Below are 19780 nucleotides of genomic sequence, written 5' to 3'. Positions count from 1 at the left end.
TTTATCGTTAAAAATTTACCCTTAGTGAACCTACAAACTGTCTTGGGGCTGAATAAGTGGAGTAGGAGATACCTCCTGTAGTGGCACCATTCTGTCCTTGCGCACTTCCGCTGATTGTAGTCTCCGGATCGAAACTCGAAGTGGAAAAATTGAGTGGGTTTACAACAGAAAAGCCGATGTTAATGCTTTTGATTGCTTTTGTCCATGTTGCTGGTTTTAAATTATACCCTATTCCAATCGTTCTGATCTTAATGTAATCTGTTTTTTCTACAAACATATTGGTAATGTCCAACCACCTGGTTCTGCCGCTCTTATCAATTTCTGCCTGTGGAATGCCTTCTGTTGAAGTACCATAATTAAACCTGAACTGCCTGTCGAAGGAAACTGCATACGCTCCCTTTTGATAATCTGCATTCGCAAAGAAGTTGAATGATTTGTACTGGAAATTCATGCCCATACTGCCGAAAAGATTCGGTACAGTTGTACCGAGGTTTTGCTGCGCTGTAGTGCTCACCAATAGGCCCTGAGCATCGAACACACCGTAATTTCCCCTGATAAATCCGATAGGGTAACCCTCCTGTACTACGGTTTGCACCGTACGTGCGCTAAAGCCATTAATGTTAAATGGTGCTGCACCGCCAGAGCTAACCACTTTATTGTAAAGGGTGTTTACCGATAAATTAAATCTCAGGCTGGTATTGGTCGTTTTAATCGGGGTTAAAACCGTATTGAATTCCAGTCCTCTGTTTAAAATCTTTCCTGTGTTTTGCAGCTGGCTCGTTTGTCCGGTAGAGGGAGCTGGTGGAACCACGAATAATGCATCCTTTGTAATAGAGTGATAAAAGCCAGCTGAAATAATAATCCGGTCATTTAAAAAACCAAGATCAATTCCGGCCTCAACCGTAGTCGTTTTTTCGGGTTTCAGATCGTTGTTCCCTGCCTGACCAAATGATGCTGCCTGTTCGCCGTTAAAACCGACAAAGGATATGGTTCTTTCGTTGGCGAAAGGCGTTGGGAAGTTACCGGCAATACCATAGTTTCCACGGATTTTAGCAGATGAAACTACTTTTGAAACTGACTTGAAGTACTCCTCTGCGCTCGGAATATAAGAGATCCCTACTTTCGGGTAATATTGAATGCCGATATTCTTTCCAAAAGCTGAGTTACCATCACCACGTAAGCCCAGATCCAGAAACATTTTATTCTTGTAGCCTGCATTTTCCTGGAGATAAATGCCGTAACTCGTTACCGCCGAATAATATTCGTCACCTGTACGGGTCGCCGCTATACTGATCGTCTGCGCACCATCTCTGATATTTGTTCCGGTATATTGGATCTGGTGATCTTCATTCCTGAACAATTGACCTCCAGCAGTGGTAATGAAAGAGAAATCCCCAACCTTAGCTTCGTACTGTCCGTTAAATTCGAAGGTCAAGCCGAGGTAGTTCCTGTCGAAATTATCAATGCTTCCCTGGTTTGTAATGGTGGTATTAGTCGTGTGTGAAAGGTATTCGTTGGTTGTAATGATCTGCTGTCTTTGTGCACGGTAATCAACACCACCGGTAGCTTTAAAGGTTAAGTTTTTTAAAGGCTGGTACTTAAAAACCTGCGAGGTCTGGAACCTGTTGATGTTGATTCCATTATCTTGTAAAGCTTCAGCCTTATCTACAAATGCACTAATTGCTGCAAATTCATCTTCAGTCATGGCGTCAAGATCGCTTTTGAATCTTGGTCCGGTAATAGAAGATGCACCACTTTCGGCAAACCATAAGCCAGTATAGCCACCCTGGTTTCCATTCCGGCTCCTTTTGTATTTATTACTGATGTAACTGAAAGAACTTTCATAGGTAACTTTGTTTCCTAAAGACGCTCTTAAGCCTGTTCGAAGGTCAATTCTTCTGTTGCTGTTTTGGTCATAAATCTGAGTACCGGTGCTGTTTTGGTAGCCGCCAGAGAAGCTGTAGCCGAATTTACCGTTACCACCATTCAAGGCTATATTGTGCTTCTGATAAAGACCATTCTGCATCAATAAGTCTTTTGTGCGTTTAAAGTGCAGGTAATCAGTTGTCGGAGTTTCTACCCCTAATTGGGTTTCTAAAGTGATGTCAGTTTTATCTGCCCCTCCTTTTTTGGTAATGATCTGGATCACACCATTTGCCGCATCAGATCCGTATAATGTTGTTGCCGCACCACCATTCACAAACTCAATTTTTTCGATATTATCCATGGGGATATCAGAGATAGAGCTGATGGCTGCACCGGTAGCACTTCCGCCACCTAAAGCGGCCCTCGTATTCAGGTTATCCATTCTTACCCCATCTACATAAATAATAGGTGTGGAGCTAATGAACGCAGAATTTACCCCTCTCGAACGGATGATGGAGGTAGCGCCAGCCTGTCCGCCTGTTAACCTGATTTGCGCATTAGGCAATTTGGATTGCAACAACTGATCAATTCTGGAAGCAGGGATGTCTCTGATGTCTTTTTCTGAAATGCTCACCACATTGGAAGAAAGCCTTCTTTTGCTTACATCAATTCCTTGCCCGGTAACCACAATTTCATCCAAACCTAAAAGGTCTTCTTCTAATTGGATATTGATCGTCAGGTTTGTAGTATTTCTGGAAACTTTAAACTCGCGGGTTTTAAAGCCGATTGACCGGACTTCAATCACCACATCCTGCTGGTCTGTGGGAATAGTTAGTTTGTAATTTCCCTTGCTATCTGTTTGTGTAATTGCAGTACTGCCTTTTACCCTGATACTCACCCCAGGCAAACTTTCTCCTGTACGTTTATCGGTAATTGTACCTGAAACCTGCATTGGAGGAAGTTGTTTTTTTGTGTTAATAAGGATGTATTTATCGCTGATCTGCAGAATTTCTACAGGCGAATTTTTCATCAATTGACCAAGTACTTCGGCTACCGATTTTTGTCTGACTTCTATATTGAAGGTTTTGGTGTTGATGGAATTGTTATTCTCATAACCAATTACGAACGAAGTTCTTTTTTCAATAAGATCCAGCACTTTTCTTAAGGAAAGATCTTTTGCCGAGAGGTCTATTTTGATGTCATTCATAGATTGTCCGGCAGTTGGACCTGCGAAGAGCAATGCATTTGAAAGAAAAAGCAGGGCTATTGTTAGCTTCATTTTTAAATTAAAAAGTGACCATGTCGGGTGTTTGTAACCCGGGTAATATTTTTGCATATTTGAATAAGTTTTTAATGTATTTAAGCGATCATTGGAAATGATGAGCATTGCTTCAATGCTCATACCTGGCCGAAAGTGTTAGCGCATTTTCGGCTTTTCTTTATTTTATACCTGTTACATAATCTTCATTTTATGGTGATTTGATTGGTTTGGTAGGTAAATTTGGTTTTGGTAAGGATGGATAGGATTTCCATTACCCTGTTTGCCGGTTCCTGGTTGAAACGGATCGTATATCTTTTGCCTTTATCAATGTTTCGGTTATAAACCACCTTAAGGTGATAGTATCTTTCCAACTGCTTCGCAATTTCACTTATCGTTGCATTATCGATGTAAAGTTTATTGTCTTTCCATGAAGCAATCAATGCCGCATCTTCAGTTTTTAGTGTCGTTTTTCCGGTAGATTTTTCAAAGGTTAAGCTGGCATCCTTAGTCATGCCATTAGCCAGGTTTTGTTCGCCATTTGAAGTGGTTTTACTAACCTTTACTTTTCCGCTTGCCACAGCGATTTTAATTTTATCCAAATCCGGGTAGGCATTGATGTTGAATGACGTGCCTACAACTGTGGTTTTAAGTGTGCCGGATTTGATGATAAATGGCTTTCGCTTATCTTTTGATATTTTAAAAAAGGCTTCACCTTTTAAGGATACATTTCTTTCGTGCAGGCCAAAGTTTTTGGCAACAATTAATTCACTGCCTACATTTAATAGTATTACAGAGCCATCTTTTAAAGTGATTTCTTTAGCTGCCAGATTGCCTGATTTAAAAGTGAGCGCTGATTCAGGGATTTTGCCAGCAGAATAGTGCTGATAAAAAATAAGCCCGGCGCTGAGGACTACTAAGAATAGTGCAGCATACTTGATATGGTGCAACTGCAATTTGCTTTTTCTTTGCGCTGAGGTTTTCTGAAGCAAGTTGCTTTTGATGGCTCTGCCTAAATTATTGATGGCGTCTGCCTGGTTCAAATGAGCAACTGTTTCTGTTTCTTTACCTAATTCTTCATACCAAAGATTTACAGCCTCACATTCTTTCGGACTTGCTTTTTCATTAAGGTATTTTTTAAGTACCGATTTTAATGCTTTTTGATTTTTGTGTTGTGACATCGTTACTAAAGAGATCACAGCTGAGGCAGGAAAGTACTTTAAGAGAAAGTTAACGTTACATTAATTTATTTGTGGTGAAGTAATGTGGCCATGGCCAGGATATGAACAATGGTTCCTTCGGCATTATATTTTCCTAACTTAAAGCGGATTGCACTTAAAGCTGCACTGATATTATTTTTAACAGTTTGTTCGGACAAAGATAGTTTTTCTGCAATTTCCCTAACCGGAAGATCCTGTTCCCGGCTTAAACGGTATGGTACCTGTAACCTTTCAGGAAGTTGACTAATTTCATTTTCTACCAGTTTTTGAAGTTCACCGATCAGTAGGAGATCATCAGTTTTTATGGCTGATGGCGCTTGTAATGCTGCAGATAATGCCTGCTCATCGGCAATGGTTATTCCAGGTCTGGAAAAATGATTGATGATGGCGTATTTTGCCGATCTGAATAAATAAGGGGCCAGGCTATCACTTTCATTAACAACAATGTTCAGGCGGTTTTTCCAAAGACTTAAAAAAATGTCTTGAACGATATCCTTCGCATCGTCTGAATTTTTAATTTTTTTAAAAATATGTCGGTATAGTTCTTCCCAATAAAGATCTATCAATTTGGCATAAGCGAGGTGATTGCCCGCTTTGATTAGTGTAAATAAACTACTATCTGATGAAAGGGTCATAAACAGCAGCAAAATTACTTGGCCAGTATGAATTCCATATTAAATTAAGGTAAGCTGTGTATCGAAATTGTGATGTTGATTAAAAAGATAGCATCAGTCTATCCAAAGGAATAAATTTGGTGCTCCAAAATGCGCAGCATCCTTGAACACCGCTAAAAACAATATTAACTGTGAAAAATTACCATGCCTCCGCGGCAAAGAGCGGGCAAAAGATCTTTATAAATTTTGTGACAGATTGATATAAAATGCTGTTGAGTTAAAAATAAAAGCCTGGAACAGAAGTGCTATTCTCTTCGGCTTTCTACCGTATAAACAAAACTATCTGCTTTGTAATAACCGAGATTGTATTCTATTGGTTTTTCGTTGATGTCGTACACAAATCTCTTACGAAACAATATCGCCGCACCAATTGGTGTTTCTAATTTTTCGGCAATAAATTCATCTGCCAGTAATGCACTGATTTCTTCTTTCGAAACCATGGCGATAATGCCGTGGGCTTTTTCCAGCATCTCATACAGGGGGGCTTTATAATCTTCTTCTCCGGTGAGGCCAACTAAAGGATGGAAATAGGATTCGAAATAAACGAATGGTCCTTCAGGTCGCCCTCTGAGTCTTACCAATTTCAGTATTTTTTTGTCTTCTTTTATTCCAAAAAAGCTGGCGATTCGCTTTTCTGGCAGTACCCAGCTTACATGTAATTCGAAATTTTTGATCGGAATTCCCCTTGCGCTCATTTCCTGCGAGAAGCTCATCCAGTTTTTAGATTTTGAGCTTAACGATTTTGATTCCACCACCCGGGTGCCAACCCCCTTTTTTCTGGTGAGCAAACCATCATAAACCAATTTGTTGATAGACTGGCGAAGCGTGGTGCGGGAAATGCTGAGGATTTTGGAAAGTTCTACTTCATTGGGTAATAATTTTCCATCAATATACTCAGGAGATTCTATTAACCTCCTCAGCAGTTCTTCTGCCTGAATGTGTAAAGGAATTTGACTTTTATGATCGATTTTAAGTTTCATAATCATCACAATGATAAAAAAAAAATAGCTTATAAGCGCATGTCTGTACATAAACTTCCTTGTAAGCAAATCAGGCGAAGAGCTAATGTCAAAACTAATAGATCTTTAAAATTAACGCATAAAATATTTGTGAATTAATTTTTAAATAATACATTTGTATATACATACTATTGAATGTGTGTTCTAGCCAAATTTTTAATTTCAAATTTACCTGAAAGATGATCATCCCATATTTTATACTTATAGGAGCCTTTGTTATGCTATTGGGCAATAGTATGTTGCTTCGTAGGTTCGGTTTGAAAATAAAGTTTATCCATTACTTGCCTTTATCTTATCGCAAATAAAAAAAATATAATGTTGAATATAGCTTTTATGTACATACAAAATTTAGCATGAAAGACAATCCAATTAATCCATACCACATTTTCAATCTAGTGATGTCTATAGAAGAACCAATGAGAAAAACAAGGCAGGAGATTATGCCCCGCCATATCAACAAAATCAATCAGCCGCAGGGTTATGATATTTATCCTTATTATCCACTTGGCGATCAAAAAATATTCGATGGCTATTCATCGCTTTGCGATTACATCGTTGAACAAAAAACGGTTGCGATTGACGGTTTTGTGGGAGTATTCTGGAATCGCCTGATCACCGCATTAACTCAGGAACTGAGTTCGAGACAACTTTCTGTAAACATCATCGATACGGCTTCATTTTTTAAAAGCGAAGCGGAATTAAATGCCATGATAGCCCCTTTTCTTGGCGCAGAAGATTCGGTTTGGGGCAGGAAAACAACATTAACGCTTTCGGATTATTTTGACACTGCTGCTTTAAATGAAGTACAAAAAGATTCAACTGCTGATATTAACATGGTCATCGGCTGTGGTGCTTCGTTAGCAAGCTGGAATGCCAGTTTAATCTATGTAGACCTGCCAAAAAATGAACTTCAACATAGAATGAGCGCAGGTTCCATCTGCAATCTGGGCATGAAGCAACCTGAAGGGCAAATGGAAATGTACAAACGTTTTTATTTTGTGGATTGGGTAGTGTTAAATCAACATAAAAAGGAACTGATCCATACCCTTGATGTTTTTGTGGATGCACAGTGGGAAGATGAAGTGAATTGGGCTCATGGTAAAGATCTTCGTAATGGCCTGACTAAAATGTCATCGTCCGTTTTTCGTGCCCGTCCGTGGTTTGCTCCCGGCGCATGGGGTGGGCAATGGATGAAAGACCACATGCCTCAACTCGATCAGAATGAGGTGAATTATGCATGGTCGTTTGAGCTGATTGTGCCAGAAAACGGCATTGTTTTCGAAAGCGATGGCTGGCTTTTAGAAGTATCTTTTGATGCACTGATGTTTACCCATAACAAAAATGTTTTGGGCAAGCATGCAGCACAGTTTGGCGATGAATTTCCGATACGATTCGACTTTCTTGATACTTTTGATGGTGGAAATCTTTCCATTCAATGCCATCCAAGCCTGGAATATATCCAAAATGAATTCGGTGAAAACATCACGCAGGATGAAACCTATTATATTTTAGACTGTAAAGATGACGCTACTGTTTACCTCGGTTTTCAGAAAGATATTGATGCAGTTGAATTCAGAGAAACCTTAGAAAACAGCAATCTCAACAATCAGGAAATCGACATTGAAAAATACGTTCAGGTTCACCAAGCCAAAAAGCATGATTTGTTTTTAATTCCAAACGGAACCGTTCATAGTGCCGGAGCAGAAAATCTGGTGCTCGAAATTAGTGCCACACCCTACATTTTTACCTTTAAAATGTACGATTGGGTAAGGTTGGATTTAAATGGAAAACCTCGTCCGATTAATATCGATCACGCTTTTAAAAATCTCGATTTCAGTAGAAAGGGAGATAAAGTAAAGCAGGAATTAATTGCTAAGCCTTCTGTGCTTTTCGAACGTGATGATATGACTTGCTATCATTTACCTACCCATCAGGATCATTTTTATGATGTTCACCGACTGGAATTTGATCAGGAAATTGAAGTCGAAACAGAAAATGTTTGCCACGTACTAATGCTGGTAGAAGGAACAGCCATTACTGTTGAATCTGCGGATGGCACCATAATGACCTTTCCTTTTGCCGAAACATTCGTGATTCCGGCAGCCGCAGGAAGTTATAAAATCATCAACCAGAGTGCAGAAGGGGCAAAAGTGATTAAAGCATTCTTAAAATAAGCCTCATGAATAGCACTAACCAATATATCGCTGTTAAAAACAGCAAAACTTATTTATACCTCGTTTGCCTGGTTGCCGCCCTGGGTGGGTTTCTTTTCGGTTTTGATACCGCGGTAATTTCCGGAACCATTAGTTTGGTGAAAGGCGATTTTGGACTCAACGCCGTAAGCGAAGGATGGTTTGTGAGCTGTGCCCTTTTGGGCTGCATCATCGGCGTAAGTATCTCCGGGAAACTCAGCGATCATTATGGCAGAAAAATCGTTTTGATTCTATCTGCATTTCTATTCCTCGTCTCTGCCCTCGGCTGTATGTATGCCAGCAGTTTTTCTATGCTGATCGTTTTCCGACTTGTTGGTGGGGTAGGGATTGGCGTGGCCTCAATGGTTTCTCCGCTTTACATCTCAGAATTTGCACCATCCAGACTTCGTGGAACCATGGTTTCGCTCTATCAGTTGGCACTAACCATTGGGATAGTGGCTGCGTATTTCAGCAATGCATTTCTGGCCAGTCATGCCGGTGATCATTTTGCCGGAGGCCAGGCCGAAAAAATATTTTCTGCAGAAGTATGGCGAGCAATGCTCGGCCTGGGAGGCGTACCAGCCTTAATCTTCTTATTATCGTTGTTCCTGGTTCCGGAGTCGCCAAGATGGTTATTAACCAAAGGCCAAACGGCACGGGCTAAAAGTATTCTGATCAAAATAGATGGAGAACAGGCGGCCAATAAAGAAGTAAATGCCTTTTTATCTCAAAATGAAACGGAAGAAGATGCCTCGCTCAAAACACTTTTTAAACCAGTATACCGTAAAGCCTTATGGATCGGACTGTTATTGCCTTTCTTGTCGCAGGTTTGCGGGATTAATGCTGTGATCTATTATGGCCCGAGGATTTTAGAACAGGCAGGTTTTACTTTAAATAATGCCTTAGGCGGACAGGTCACCATAGGTCTGATTAATGTGATCTTTACTTTTGTGGCCATTTTTACCGTCGATAAATGGGGGAGGAAACCCTTGCTCTACGTCGGGATTGGTGGTGCCGTTTTATCACTGGTAATTATTGGTATCCTTTTTCAGGCAGGAATAATTTCAGGTCCATGGATCTTGATTTTTATTTTAGCTTTCATTGCCTGTTTTGCTTTTTCTTTTGGTCCGGTTTGTTGGGTGGTGATCGGAGAGATCTTTCCCAACGGCATCAGGGGCAAGGCGATGTCTTTGGCAACACTTACGCTCTGGATCGGAAATTTCTTTGTCGGACAACTCACGCCTTTAATGTTGGAAGGGCTCGGCTCTGCCTGGACTTTCTGGATTTTTGCCATTTGCTGTTCTCCGGCACTATACCTCACCTGGAAACTGATTCCTGAAACCAAAGGCCGATCGCTCGAAGAAATAGATGCGCATTGGCAGGCCGATCATGCCAACAACGTAAAATAACCAATACCCATTCATAAAAAACTAACCAAATTATCCAGATGCGAAGGCATCTTAACCTATCCAAATGTTATGAGACTTAAACTTTACCAACTTAAAAAATTGAAGCGATTGCCGCTCTGGCCATTCGTACCTATTGCAGTCGTTTTGATTGCATTTTTCCCTCATTTTCTTTTAGCAGCAACGGTACCTGTTTCCACAAATCGCCTGGCCATGGTTAATATTACCGTGAAAGGAAAAGTTGTTGATGAAAAAGGCCTCGGACTTCCCGGTGTAAGTGTACAAATTAAAGGTACTGCAGTTGGTGCCGTAACCGATGCCAATGGGCTTTACAGCCTTTCCGTTCCGGATAACTTGGCAAATAGCAGCCTTACTTTTTCTTATTTAGGATATGTAAGTCAGGAGATAGCGATTGGTGGTCGTACCGCGATCAATGTTCAAATGAATGCCGACGGAAATAATGAATTAGAAGATGTGGTGGTTGTGGGTTATGGCGTTCAGAAAAGGGTTTCGGTAACCGGTGCAATTAACACCATCGATGCTAAAAATATAGAGAATAAACCTGTACTCAATGTTTATCAGGCCCTTCAGGGAGAATCGCCGAATTTAATTATTCAGCAAAGTTCGTTAAATCCGGGAAGTAACGTAACGGTAAATATCCGTGGCGTAGGTACTTTGGGTGATAATACACCGTTGGTGGTGGTTGATGGAATTGTGGGTGGGAATTTAAATACGCTAAATCCGAATGATATTGCCAGTGTAACCGTATTAAAAGATGCAGGTTCAGCAGCCATTTATGGTTCAAGAGCGGCAAATGGCGTAATATTGGTGACCACTAAAGGTGGAAAGCTCAATCAAAAAACAGCTGTCTCCTATAATGGAAGTTATGGAATCCAGGATGCCAATGTGCTGGTTAAAAAAGTTCCGGCGTGGGAAAACGCTTACTATAAAAATGAATCGCTGGTTAATTCTGGACTGAGTCCGGCTTATACACCAGATCAGATTCAGCAACTGAAAGATCAGGGAAATGGTACCTGGGATATTGATCACCTTTTACGTACTGCACCACAGCAATCGCATAACTTTAGCATTGTTGGCGGGGGAGAGAAAAGTTCCTTTTATGTTTCTGCAGGTTACCAGGATCAGGGGAGTAATTTTATAGGTAATGGTGGAGATGGACCTGATTTTGGCTATCAGAAATACAATTTACGCTTAAATCAAAGCAACGTAATCGGAAAGTTAAAAACTAATTTTATTCTCCTTTACACCAAAACCCGGAACAAAACCAATAGCGTGGGCGACAATAACATTTTTGCTGATGCTAACCGTGTTCCTTTAAATTACAACTGGCAGGATGAAAATGGTAATTATTTAACCAACCCTGTAGCTTCTCAATACAATGAATATGGTGTTTTAGAAAAAGGTGGTTATAATCAGGCAGATAACGATGAAATTTTTGGTGCATTCAACGGACAGTTCAGCATTACCAATGACCTGAAACTTACAGGCGAATTTGGCGGAACCTTACAAAATAACGGAACATTTTTCCGCCGTACACAGGTTAATTTTTTACCCTCAGGCGTTTATGGTGATGACCGTTCCGTATTAGATGGAAACAGCAAATCGCAGCTTTTCAATACAAAGTTATATCTGGAGTATGGTAAGAAAATAGCGGCACATGATTTTAAAGTACAGCTGGGCGCATCCAGTGAAAACTTCTCTCAACGTGGATTTCAATTGCAGAAAACACTCACGGATCAGTTGTTGGGTACACCAACTACCGGAACACTGGTTGATCCCATCAATTCGAGCAACAGTTTGGCCATCAACTCTAACAGTTTACTTTCCCTGTTCGGGAGAGCAAATTACGCTTACCAGGATAAATACCTGTTTGAAGCTACAGCCAGGTATGATGCTTCTTCAAAATTCGCCAAAGGCAATCGCGGAAGCTTTTTCCCGTCGGTAAGTGCCGGCTGGATCATTACGCAGGAATCCTTTATGGAATCTGTTAAAAACACGGTGAGCAATCTGAAACTTCGCGCATCATATGGCGTATTGGGGAACCAGAATGTGGGTAATTTTCAATACCAGACAACCTATTTCAATTACGCCAGTGCTTATGGATTTAACAATGTGCCCGTTGGTGGTGCGGGTACGCTTTTATCCAATAGAGATTTAACCTGGGAAAAGGCTTCAACCTTAAATATTGGTATCGATGCTGCCTTTTTTGATAACCGCTTAACTGCATCTTTTGATTATTTCAATAAGGTAACCAGAGATATTTTACAACCCAGACAAGATATTCCGGCCATTTTTGGTGCAGCAACACCAGATTTTAACGTAGCCAAAGTAAGAAGTAAAGGCTGGGAAGCTTCCTTAACCTATAACCTCCGTGGTGAAAATGTAACCCAAAGTTTTAGCGTAAATGTTGCAGATAACCAGAATAAATTGCTTCAGTTATCAGGTGGAGCTACGGAACAAATTATCAATCAGGATGTATTTCAATTGATCAGAAGAATTGGTGAACCCATTACCCAATATTATGGTTACGAAACCAATGGTTTTTTCCAAAATCAGGCAGACATTAACAACTCTCCAAAAATTGCCGGGAACCCGGTCGTACCAGGTGATGTAAAATTTAAAGACCTGAATAACGATGGCATTATAGATGCCAATGATAAAACCGTTTTAGGTAATCCTTTTCCGAGATATACTTTCGGTTTTACTTATCGGCTAGCCGTTAAAGGATTTGATCTTCAGCTCTTTATTCAGGGCGTAGGTAAACGTGAAACTTTTCTAAGGGGTGAATTGGTTGAGCCTTTTCATTATGGATACGGCGCAACGGTATATGAACACATGACCGATCATTGGACACCCAGCAATCCGGATGCCCGTTACCCAATTTTCGCCAATATCGGCTCGCCTTCCAATACCAATAACTGGCGTACAGGATCAGATCTGTATAAATATGATGCCGCTTACGTGCGGTTAAAGAATGTGAACATTGGCTATACTGTGCCTCAAACGGTCTCAAAGAAATTTGGTATCGAACGTTTCAGGGTTTCGCTGATCGGGCAAAATTTGTTCACGCTCAGTAAACTTAAATTCATCGACCCGGAAACTTCAGAATTCGGAAACAATGTAAGTCTAGGTTCAGGCTCCAATAGTGCCCGCTCATATCCGCTTCCTATCTTTTACGGTGCCGGATTGGATATAACTTTTTAATGATCATGGTTAGCATAAATAAAATGAAACACCTAAATAAAATCTTCCTGACAGCCATCGCAATCCTTGCTTTTGCGGGTTGTAAAAAACTGGATATTGCGCCAACCGACCGGTTTTCAGATTTAACATTCTGGACGGTTGATGTAAACGTCAATAATGCCTTAAACAATAATTATAGTCTGCTTTACAACAGTTCATTATTTTTTGAGCCAGAGGCACTTTCAGATAATGCGTATTCACCCTCGGGAGACCTGAATTTAATTGCCAGCGGTAACGCCACATCTCTTACCGGGAAATTCCAGGGCGATTGGGCCAGTTATTACCGCACCATTAAATCGGTAAATATTTTTCTTGAAAATGTAGATCAGAATAAAACACTTCCGGCAGCTACCATTGCCAGAATGAAAGCAGAAAACCAGTTTATGAGGGCTTTCGCACTGTTTAACTTAACCAAATGGTATGGCGATGTTCCGCTTCCTGATCATGACCTGAGCCCTGAAGAAGCGCAGGTGATTCCGCGTACATCCAAAGCTGCGGTAAATGCTTTTATCATCAGTCAGCTGGAAAGTGCTATACCTAATCTTCCGAGTAAAGATCAGCTTCCTGAAAGTGAAAATGGCAGAATCACCAAAGGTGCTGCACTGGCTTTGCAAATGAGGACTTTATTATATGAAGGAAATAAAACGGCAGAAGTGATCGCAGTTTGTGAGAAACTGATCAACAACCAGGCAACTTATGGAACCTACTCACTTACACCAAGCTATAGTGCATTGTTTAGTGATCCGGCTACGAACAAAACCAATAATGAAAGCATTCTATCGCTGCAATATGTACCCACCATCAGAACCTGGCAGAATTTCTGGGATTTTGCTCCGAGAACTGTAGGCGGCCGGGTGAGCAACATGGCACCCACACAAGAGTTGGTAGACGATTATGTAATGCTTAACGGAAAAGGCATCAAGGAAGCAGGATCTGGATATGTGGAAAGTAACCCGTATATCAACCGTGATCCACGACTTACGGCTACCGTTGTTTATGATCGATACACCTGGGTAAATCCGAATAACAGTACCAAAACCATTTACATTAAACCCGGTACCGATCCGGTTCAGCCCGGGCTTGATGAATATTCACCGGGTTCGCAAAGTGCATCTGCGACAGCGTATTACTGGAGAAAATATTTCGATCCAAGTGCTTTATCAAGTTTCGTGTCGGGCAATAATCTGCATTTATTCAGATATGCTGAAGTGTTACTTACCTATGCAGAAGCCAAAAATAGCTTAGGGCAGATGGATGCCACCGTTTGGGCAAAAACCATTGGTGCGCTCCGAGCAAGAGCAGGCTTTACCGATGCTGCTGCATTAAATTTTCCTGGTGGCGATTTAACCAATGTGATCCGCAGAGAACGCCGGGCAGAAATGGCCATGGAAGGATTAAGGGTAGATGATTTAAGGCGGTGGAAACTGGCTGAAACCACGATGAATGGTTTTGCCCACGGTGCCAAATTTGCTGCCGATCAAAACATCGACAATGGCTATATCCGCACACAGCAGCGCAAGTTTAATCCACAGAGAGATTATTTATGGGCAATTCCTTCAAGTGAGATTAGCCTGAACAAAAGCTTAACTCAAAATCCTGGTTACTAAAATATCAAGCAATATGAAAAATCTAAAAACAACATTCGTTTTGCTGGCGCTATCGTTTATCGCCCTCAGCTCCTGCAAAAAGGAGGAGAAAGATTTAAATGAAAATCTAAATCCCATCGGGAGTTTAACCTTGCCTCAAAATCAACAAAGTATCAAATTAACGCCTGCCAATACCCAGGCCACCCAACAATTTAAATGGACGGCAGCTAACGCAGAAGATGGTGGACTTATTTTATACGAAGTGGCCTTCGATAAAGAAAGTGGTGATTTCTCCAAACCCGTTTATAAGGTGCTTTCAGATGCTGCAGGAGTGCAACCTCAGGTAACCATTACGCATAAAGACCTGACTAAAATTGCCGCATTATGCGGGATCAATTCTTCCAGTACCGGAAATATTAAATGGACGGTAATTGCATCTAAAGCCACCAATAAAAAGCCTGGGCAGGAAAGCAGAATCCTGCAAGTGGAACGCCCGGCCGGATTCGTCGAAGTACCCGCAAATCTGTATCTCACGGGTTCTGCAACTGAAGCCGGCGACGACCTTACCAAGGCCGTTAAAATGAAAAAGCTGGACGAGGGAATTTTTGAAATTTATACCACGCTTAAACCAGGTACTTATCAACTGATTGATCAAACCACCTCATCAGCCAGGAAATTCTTCACCGAAGGTGCTTTAGTAAAGGAAGGCACAAACACCATTACCGTTACAGGTACTGCTAAAGTTTACTATTTAAAATATGATTTCAACGTGGCTACCGTGGCTGATGCTGTTGAGGTACAGGGTTTGGGTTTATACATGTCGGCTTACGGCAATGAAATAGGTCAGCTGACTTATACCTCAAACGGTACCTGGCAGTCTGGAAACATTCCGGTGGTGTTTTATCAGTTCTCCTGGGGCAGAGATGAACGCTATAAATTTGCCATGCACACTTCAGCAGGTATTCGTTATCTGGGCAGCAGTAATGTGAATAATGTAAGTCCGGTGGGGCAGGGTGCTGCTTATTTCTACCTCAATGCAGTAAGTAATGATCAGTGGAATAATACCTATAAGTTTAATCCATCGGCTGATAACAAGAATGTTAAGGTAGTGCTCAGCCTTAACGCCGACGGACCTTATACCCATACGGTGACCACGCAATAACCTACGTTAAATCTCCATCGGTTTAGGCCGGTGGATTAAAAATCTACTTATGAAAAAGATATTTTTAAATGCCTTGCTGATTTTGTCCATCTTTTTTTGGGCCGCCTGTAAAAAGGATTCGGCAGTTGCTCCGGTAACACCACCGCCGGTTGTGCCTCCCACTACAGGCCCGGGTGCATCGGTTGACTACCTAAAACTGGCGCAGGAAACACACACTTTTACCACGAATAATTTGTTAACCGCCAGTTACGGCTACCGGGCAAATACCACCACGCACGCCAATAATTGTTATGAATGGTACAACGTGAGTCAGATTTATGCCGATGCCGCAATGGTGGGAATCGGCCAGACCAAACACCTGGCCTACATGAATAATACTTTCAAATTCATGGAGAACATGTGGGATAAAAAAGATTTACGGGGTGGTTATTTTGCTTCCGTAAATCTGGATGGAAGCGGGGCTGGTGGCGATAAATATGTAGATGATAATGCCCTGAGCGGAATGGTTTATCTGGAAGCGTATGAGGTAACGACAGGTGCAGACAAACAGGCTTATTTAGCCAAGGCCAAAGCCTGCGGCGATTGGTTAATCAATTCTGGTTTGTGGGACAATGTTTATGGTGGCGGATTTTACTGGAATACTTTAAAGCCGGAGAAACCTACCCAAACCAACGGACTCACACTGCAGTTATTTTTAAAGCTTTACAGTTTAACGGGTGAAAGCATTTACCGCGATTGGGCAAAACAGGTGAATGATTGGCTGAATGCAAAAATGTATGATCCGATCAGTGGTTTATACATCTGGAAAATTGATGGTCCGGGTGAGGGCAAAAGACACACGGATAAGTTCACTTATGATAATGCCATTATGGTAGAGGCTTTTATTTTGTACAGCAAAATCATGAACGATCCGGCTTATCTTACCCGGGCACAAAACATAGGAAAAGCCATGAATATTACGTTATGGAACTCTGCCTGGAAAGGATATATTTTCAATACCAATGAAACCAGAATTAACCCGGCATGGTGTGCATGGGGATCGCAGGCCATGATCCGACTGTATGAAGCCGATAAAAATGAAAGCTGGCTGGTGTATGCAAAAGAAAATATCAACAGGTTAAACATCGCCAACCGGAATCAAACTACCTTCGGATATTATTTCTTCGCAGGCTTTGACGGGCAAAACCGTTCGCCTGAAATTGAAACGGTAGATCAGGCCTGGATGCAGCGGATTCAGGCACTCCTTTCTAAATATTAATTCATTTTATGCTAGCTAACCTTATGAAAACGGCCAATAAAACATTCCTTATTTTGATGCTCTCGCTTTTCGTGGTGCCGTGTGCTTTTGCGCAGGATCTCTTAAAGTTTGTCAACCCGAATATAGGCACGGCGCATAGCAGGTGGTTTTTTTATACCCCTGCCGCTGTGCCTTACGGGATGGCTAAACTGGCGCCTTCCACCAATGGAAGTTATGGAAACCTGCAAGGCTGGGAAGCCGTAGGTTACGATACACGGCATAACTCCATTGAAGGTTTTGTGCATTTCCACGAATGGCAGGTAGGCGGTGTGAGTTTTATGCCCACAGCAGGTGAGCTCAAAACGGTGCCAGGTTTGCTCGATAAGGCTGGAAGCGGTTATCGATCTGCTTTTGATCGTAAAAATGAGATTGCCCAGCCCGGCTATTATTCGGTATTACTTGATGATTTTAAAATAAAGGCAGAGCTTACCGCCACTAAAAGAGTGGGTTTCCACAGGTACACTTTTCCAGAAAATCAGCAGTCGAGGATAATTCTTTCCATTGGTAACATTCAGGGAGAAAGCGGTCCGGTAACAGATGCGTCCATTAAAATGACAGATGATACGCATTTTGAAGGCTTCGTGATCACCTATCCAAAATATGTAAAAACTTATGATGAAGGCGGACGGGTAGCCATGTATTTCTATGGTGAACTTAATAAAAAGCCAGCCAGTGTAGGGGCTTTCAATCAGGAAAAAACCAGTACAAATACCAGAACATCGCAGGGGATTGGAGCAGGATTGTTTTTAGGTTATCCAACCAAAGCAAATGAAAGTGTAGAAATCAAAGTGGGTTTATCGTATACTTCAGTTCAAAATGCTAAACTCAATTTGCAGACCGAAGCCGCTGATTTAAATTTTGATGGTGCTAAAAAGGCCGCTCAATCGGAATGGCAGAATGAGTTGGCTAAAATCAAAGTTTCCGGTAAAAATCAAGTCGATCTGGTGAAATTTTACACCGGATTATATCATGCCTTACTTGGTCGTGGAATTGCCAGCGACATCAACGGAAATTTTCCCCGGCATGATGGCACTATCGGACAATTACCCAAAGACCAAAATGGTAAATTCAGCTATAATTTTATGAATACCGATGCCATTTGGGGCGGTTTCTGGAACATTACGCAACTGTGGGCATTGTCTTATCCTTCGCACTACAATGATTTTGTACATACGCAACTGGAGATTTATAAAGAACGCGGTTGGTTTGGGGACGGAATAGCCAATAGCAATTTCGTGTCAGGAGTAGGAACCAATTTTGTAGGCCTTGCTATTGCCGGTGCTTATCAGGCCGGAATCCGTGATTATGATTTAAATTTAGCCTACAAAGCGGTATTGGGTAATGAATTAAACTTCGAGAACAGATTGGTTGGATCAGGTAAAACCGATACCAAAAGCTTTGTGCAAAACGGCTTTGTACCTTATTTGGATGCCGATAAAACGGATTCTACTGGTTCGCATTTTTCTGGCTCCCATACCATGGAATACAGTTACAGTGCTTTTGCTGCGGCTCAACTGGCCAAACAGATGGGGAAAACAGCGGATTATAAAAAGCTGATGGGTTTATCAAATGGCTGGCGGTTATTGTTTGATCAGGATTTGAAGCTGATCAGACCAAAGAACCAAAGTGGAAAGTTTATCGAAAATTTTAATCCATTAGAAGCCTGGAGAGGTTTTCAGGAAGGGAATGCAACACAATATACTTTTTATGTTCCTCAAAATCCAAAGGGTTTAATTGCTGAAATAGGAACTAAAACTTTCAATGAACGTCTGAATAATATTTTCGAAACCTCGCAGAAAAATGCTTTCGGTGGAGGCAAAACGATTGATGCTTTTGCAGGGATTCAATCGCTTTATAACCATGGAAATCAGCCCAATTTGCACATCAGCTGGCTTTTTAATTATTCATCGGCTCCATGGTTAACACAAAAATGGACCAGGGCGATCTGTGATGAGTTTTATGGAACCGAAAGCATTCATGGTTACGGCTACGGGCAGGATGAAGATCAGGGACAGTTAGGTTCATGGTATGTAATGGCTTCTATAGGTTTGTTTGATGTGAAAGGATTAACTGATGCCCGGCCAACCCTTCAAATTGGAAGTCCAGTTTTTGATCAATCAGAAATACGCCTCGGCAATGGGAAGAAACTCCTGATCAAAACCAGCAATAATTCGAAGCAAAACGTTTATGTACAGTCTGCAACGTGGAATGGTAAAACGCTGAACAATGCGTGGCTTTACCGGGATGAACTGATGAAAGGTGGAACATTGACTTTAAAAATGGGTGATCAACCCAATCAAAACTGGGGTGTGAAATTGCCGCCACCATCAGCGCAATGACGACCGTTCATATTTAGGCTTTAATAAAAGAGTCTTTACCGCTCATCGTCATTGCGAGGAAGCTTTTTAGCGACGAAGCAATCTCATAGCAATCTTATAGCGAACGCATTAGGATTGCTTCGTGCCTCGCAATGACGACCGTTCATATTTAGGCTTTAATAAAAGAGTCTTCAACGTTCATCGTCATTGCGAGGAAGCTTTTTCAGCGACAAAGCAAGCTTTCTTATAGATGAGATTGCTTCGTGCCTCGCAATGACGACTGTTCATATTTAGGCTTTAATAAAAGAGTCTTCACCGCTCATCGTCATTGCGAGGAAGCTTTTCAGCGACGAAGCAATCTTTCTTATAAATGAGATTACTTCGTGCCTCGCAATGACGACCGTTCATATTTAGGCTTTAATAAAAGAGTCTTCACCGCTCATCGTCATTGCGAGGAAGCTTTTTCAGCGACGAAGCAATCTTTCTTATAGATGAGATTGCTTCGTGCATCCAATGAC

General features: G+C 41.4%; 11 protein-coding genes. 7 read left to right on the top strand and 4 right to left on the bottom strand.

The window, feature by feature from the left end; genetic code table 11:
- Positions 1 to 7: 7 nt before the first annotated feature.
- The 4 genes from EV200_RS05310 to EV200_RS05295 form a co-directional block, all read right to left on the bottom strand.
- Positions 8 to 3268 (bottom strand): TonB-dependent receptor domain-containing protein, encoded by a 3261-nt coding sequence (locus EV200_RS05310; RefSeq protein ID WP_229676773.1) that lies wholly within the window; start codon positions 3266 to 3268, stop codon positions 8 to 10.
- A 62-nt stretch (positions 3269 to 3330) separates the two neighbouring features.
- Positions 3331 to 4305 (bottom strand): FecR family protein, encoded by a 975-nt coding sequence (locus EV200_RS05305; RefSeq protein ID WP_132529932.1) that lies wholly within the window; start codon positions 4303 to 4305, stop codon positions 3331 to 3333.
- Positions 4306 to 4370: 65 nt separating this feature from the next.
- Positions 4371 to 4979 carry an RNA polymerase sigma factor gene (locus EV200_RS05300; RefSeq protein WP_132529930.1) on the bottom strand — a complete coding sequence of 203 codons (609 nt, stop codon included), beginning with the start codon at positions 4977 to 4979 and terminating at the stop codon, positions 4371 to 4373.
- A gap of 284 nt (positions 4980 to 5263) precedes the next feature.
- A complete protein-coding gene (locus EV200_RS05295) occupies positions 5264 to 5998 on the bottom strand; it encodes a GntR family transcriptional regulator (RefSeq protein ID WP_132529928.1) in 735 nt (244 codons plus the stop codon).
- Between the two features lie 392 nt (positions 5999 to 6390).
- On the opposite strand from EV200_RS05295, the gene EV200_RS05290 reads away from it, so the two are divergent.
- From EV200_RS05290 to EV200_RS05260, 7 genes are all read left to right on the top strand, one after another.
- Entirely contained in the window at positions 6391 to 8211 is a 1821-nt protein-coding gene (locus tag EV200_RS05290; RefSeq protein WP_208864510.1) for a class I mannose-6-phosphate isomerase, read from the top strand.
- A gap of 5 nt (positions 8212 to 8216) precedes the next feature.
- Positions 8217 to 9638: a sugar porter family MFS transporter gene (locus EV200_RS05285; protein WP_132529926.1), complete on the top strand. Its 1422-nt coding sequence runs from the start codon at positions 8217 to 8219 to the stop codon at positions 9636 to 9638.
- A 69-nt stretch (positions 9639 to 9707) separates the two neighbouring features.
- On the top strand, positions 9708 to 12860 hold the full coding sequence (locus EV200_RS05280) for a SusC/RagA family TonB-linked outer membrane protein (RefSeq protein WP_165877867.1): 3153 nt from the start codon (positions 9708 to 9710) through the stop codon (positions 12858 to 12860).
- A gap of 23 nt (positions 12861 to 12883) precedes the next feature.
- Positions 12884 to 14506, top strand: coding sequence for a RagB/SusD family nutrient uptake outer membrane protein (locus EV200_RS05275; RefSeq protein WP_132529924.1), 1623 nt, complete (start codon positions 12884 to 12886; stop codon positions 14504 to 14506).
- A gap of 13 nt (positions 14507 to 14519) precedes the next feature.
- Positions 14520 to 15647: a SusE domain-containing protein gene (locus EV200_RS05270; RefSeq protein ID WP_132529922.1), complete on the top strand. Its 1128-nt coding sequence runs from the start codon at positions 14520 to 14522 to the stop codon at positions 15645 to 15647.
- A gap of 49 nt (positions 15648 to 15696) precedes the next feature.
- Positions 15697 to 16905, top strand: coding sequence for a glycoside hydrolase family 76 protein (locus EV200_RS05265; protein WP_132529920.1), 1209 nt, complete (start codon positions 15697 to 15699; stop codon positions 16903 to 16905).
- Between the two features lie 8 nt (positions 16906 to 16913).
- A complete protein-coding gene (locus EV200_RS05260; RefSeq protein WP_244312959.1) occupies positions 16914 to 19283 on the top strand; it encodes a GH92 family glycosyl hydrolase in 2370 nt (789 codons plus the stop codon).
- The last annotated feature ends 497 nt before the right edge of the window (positions 19284 to 19780 follow it).

Origin of the sequence: Pedobacter psychrotolerans, assembly GCF_004340665.1 — a bacterium.
Taxonomy (GTDB): domain Bacteria; phylum Bacteroidota; class Bacteroidia; order Sphingobacteriales; family Sphingobacteriaceae; genus Pedobacter; species Pedobacter psychrotolerans.
This window is presented reverse-complemented; position numbering and strand designations above follow the sequence as displayed.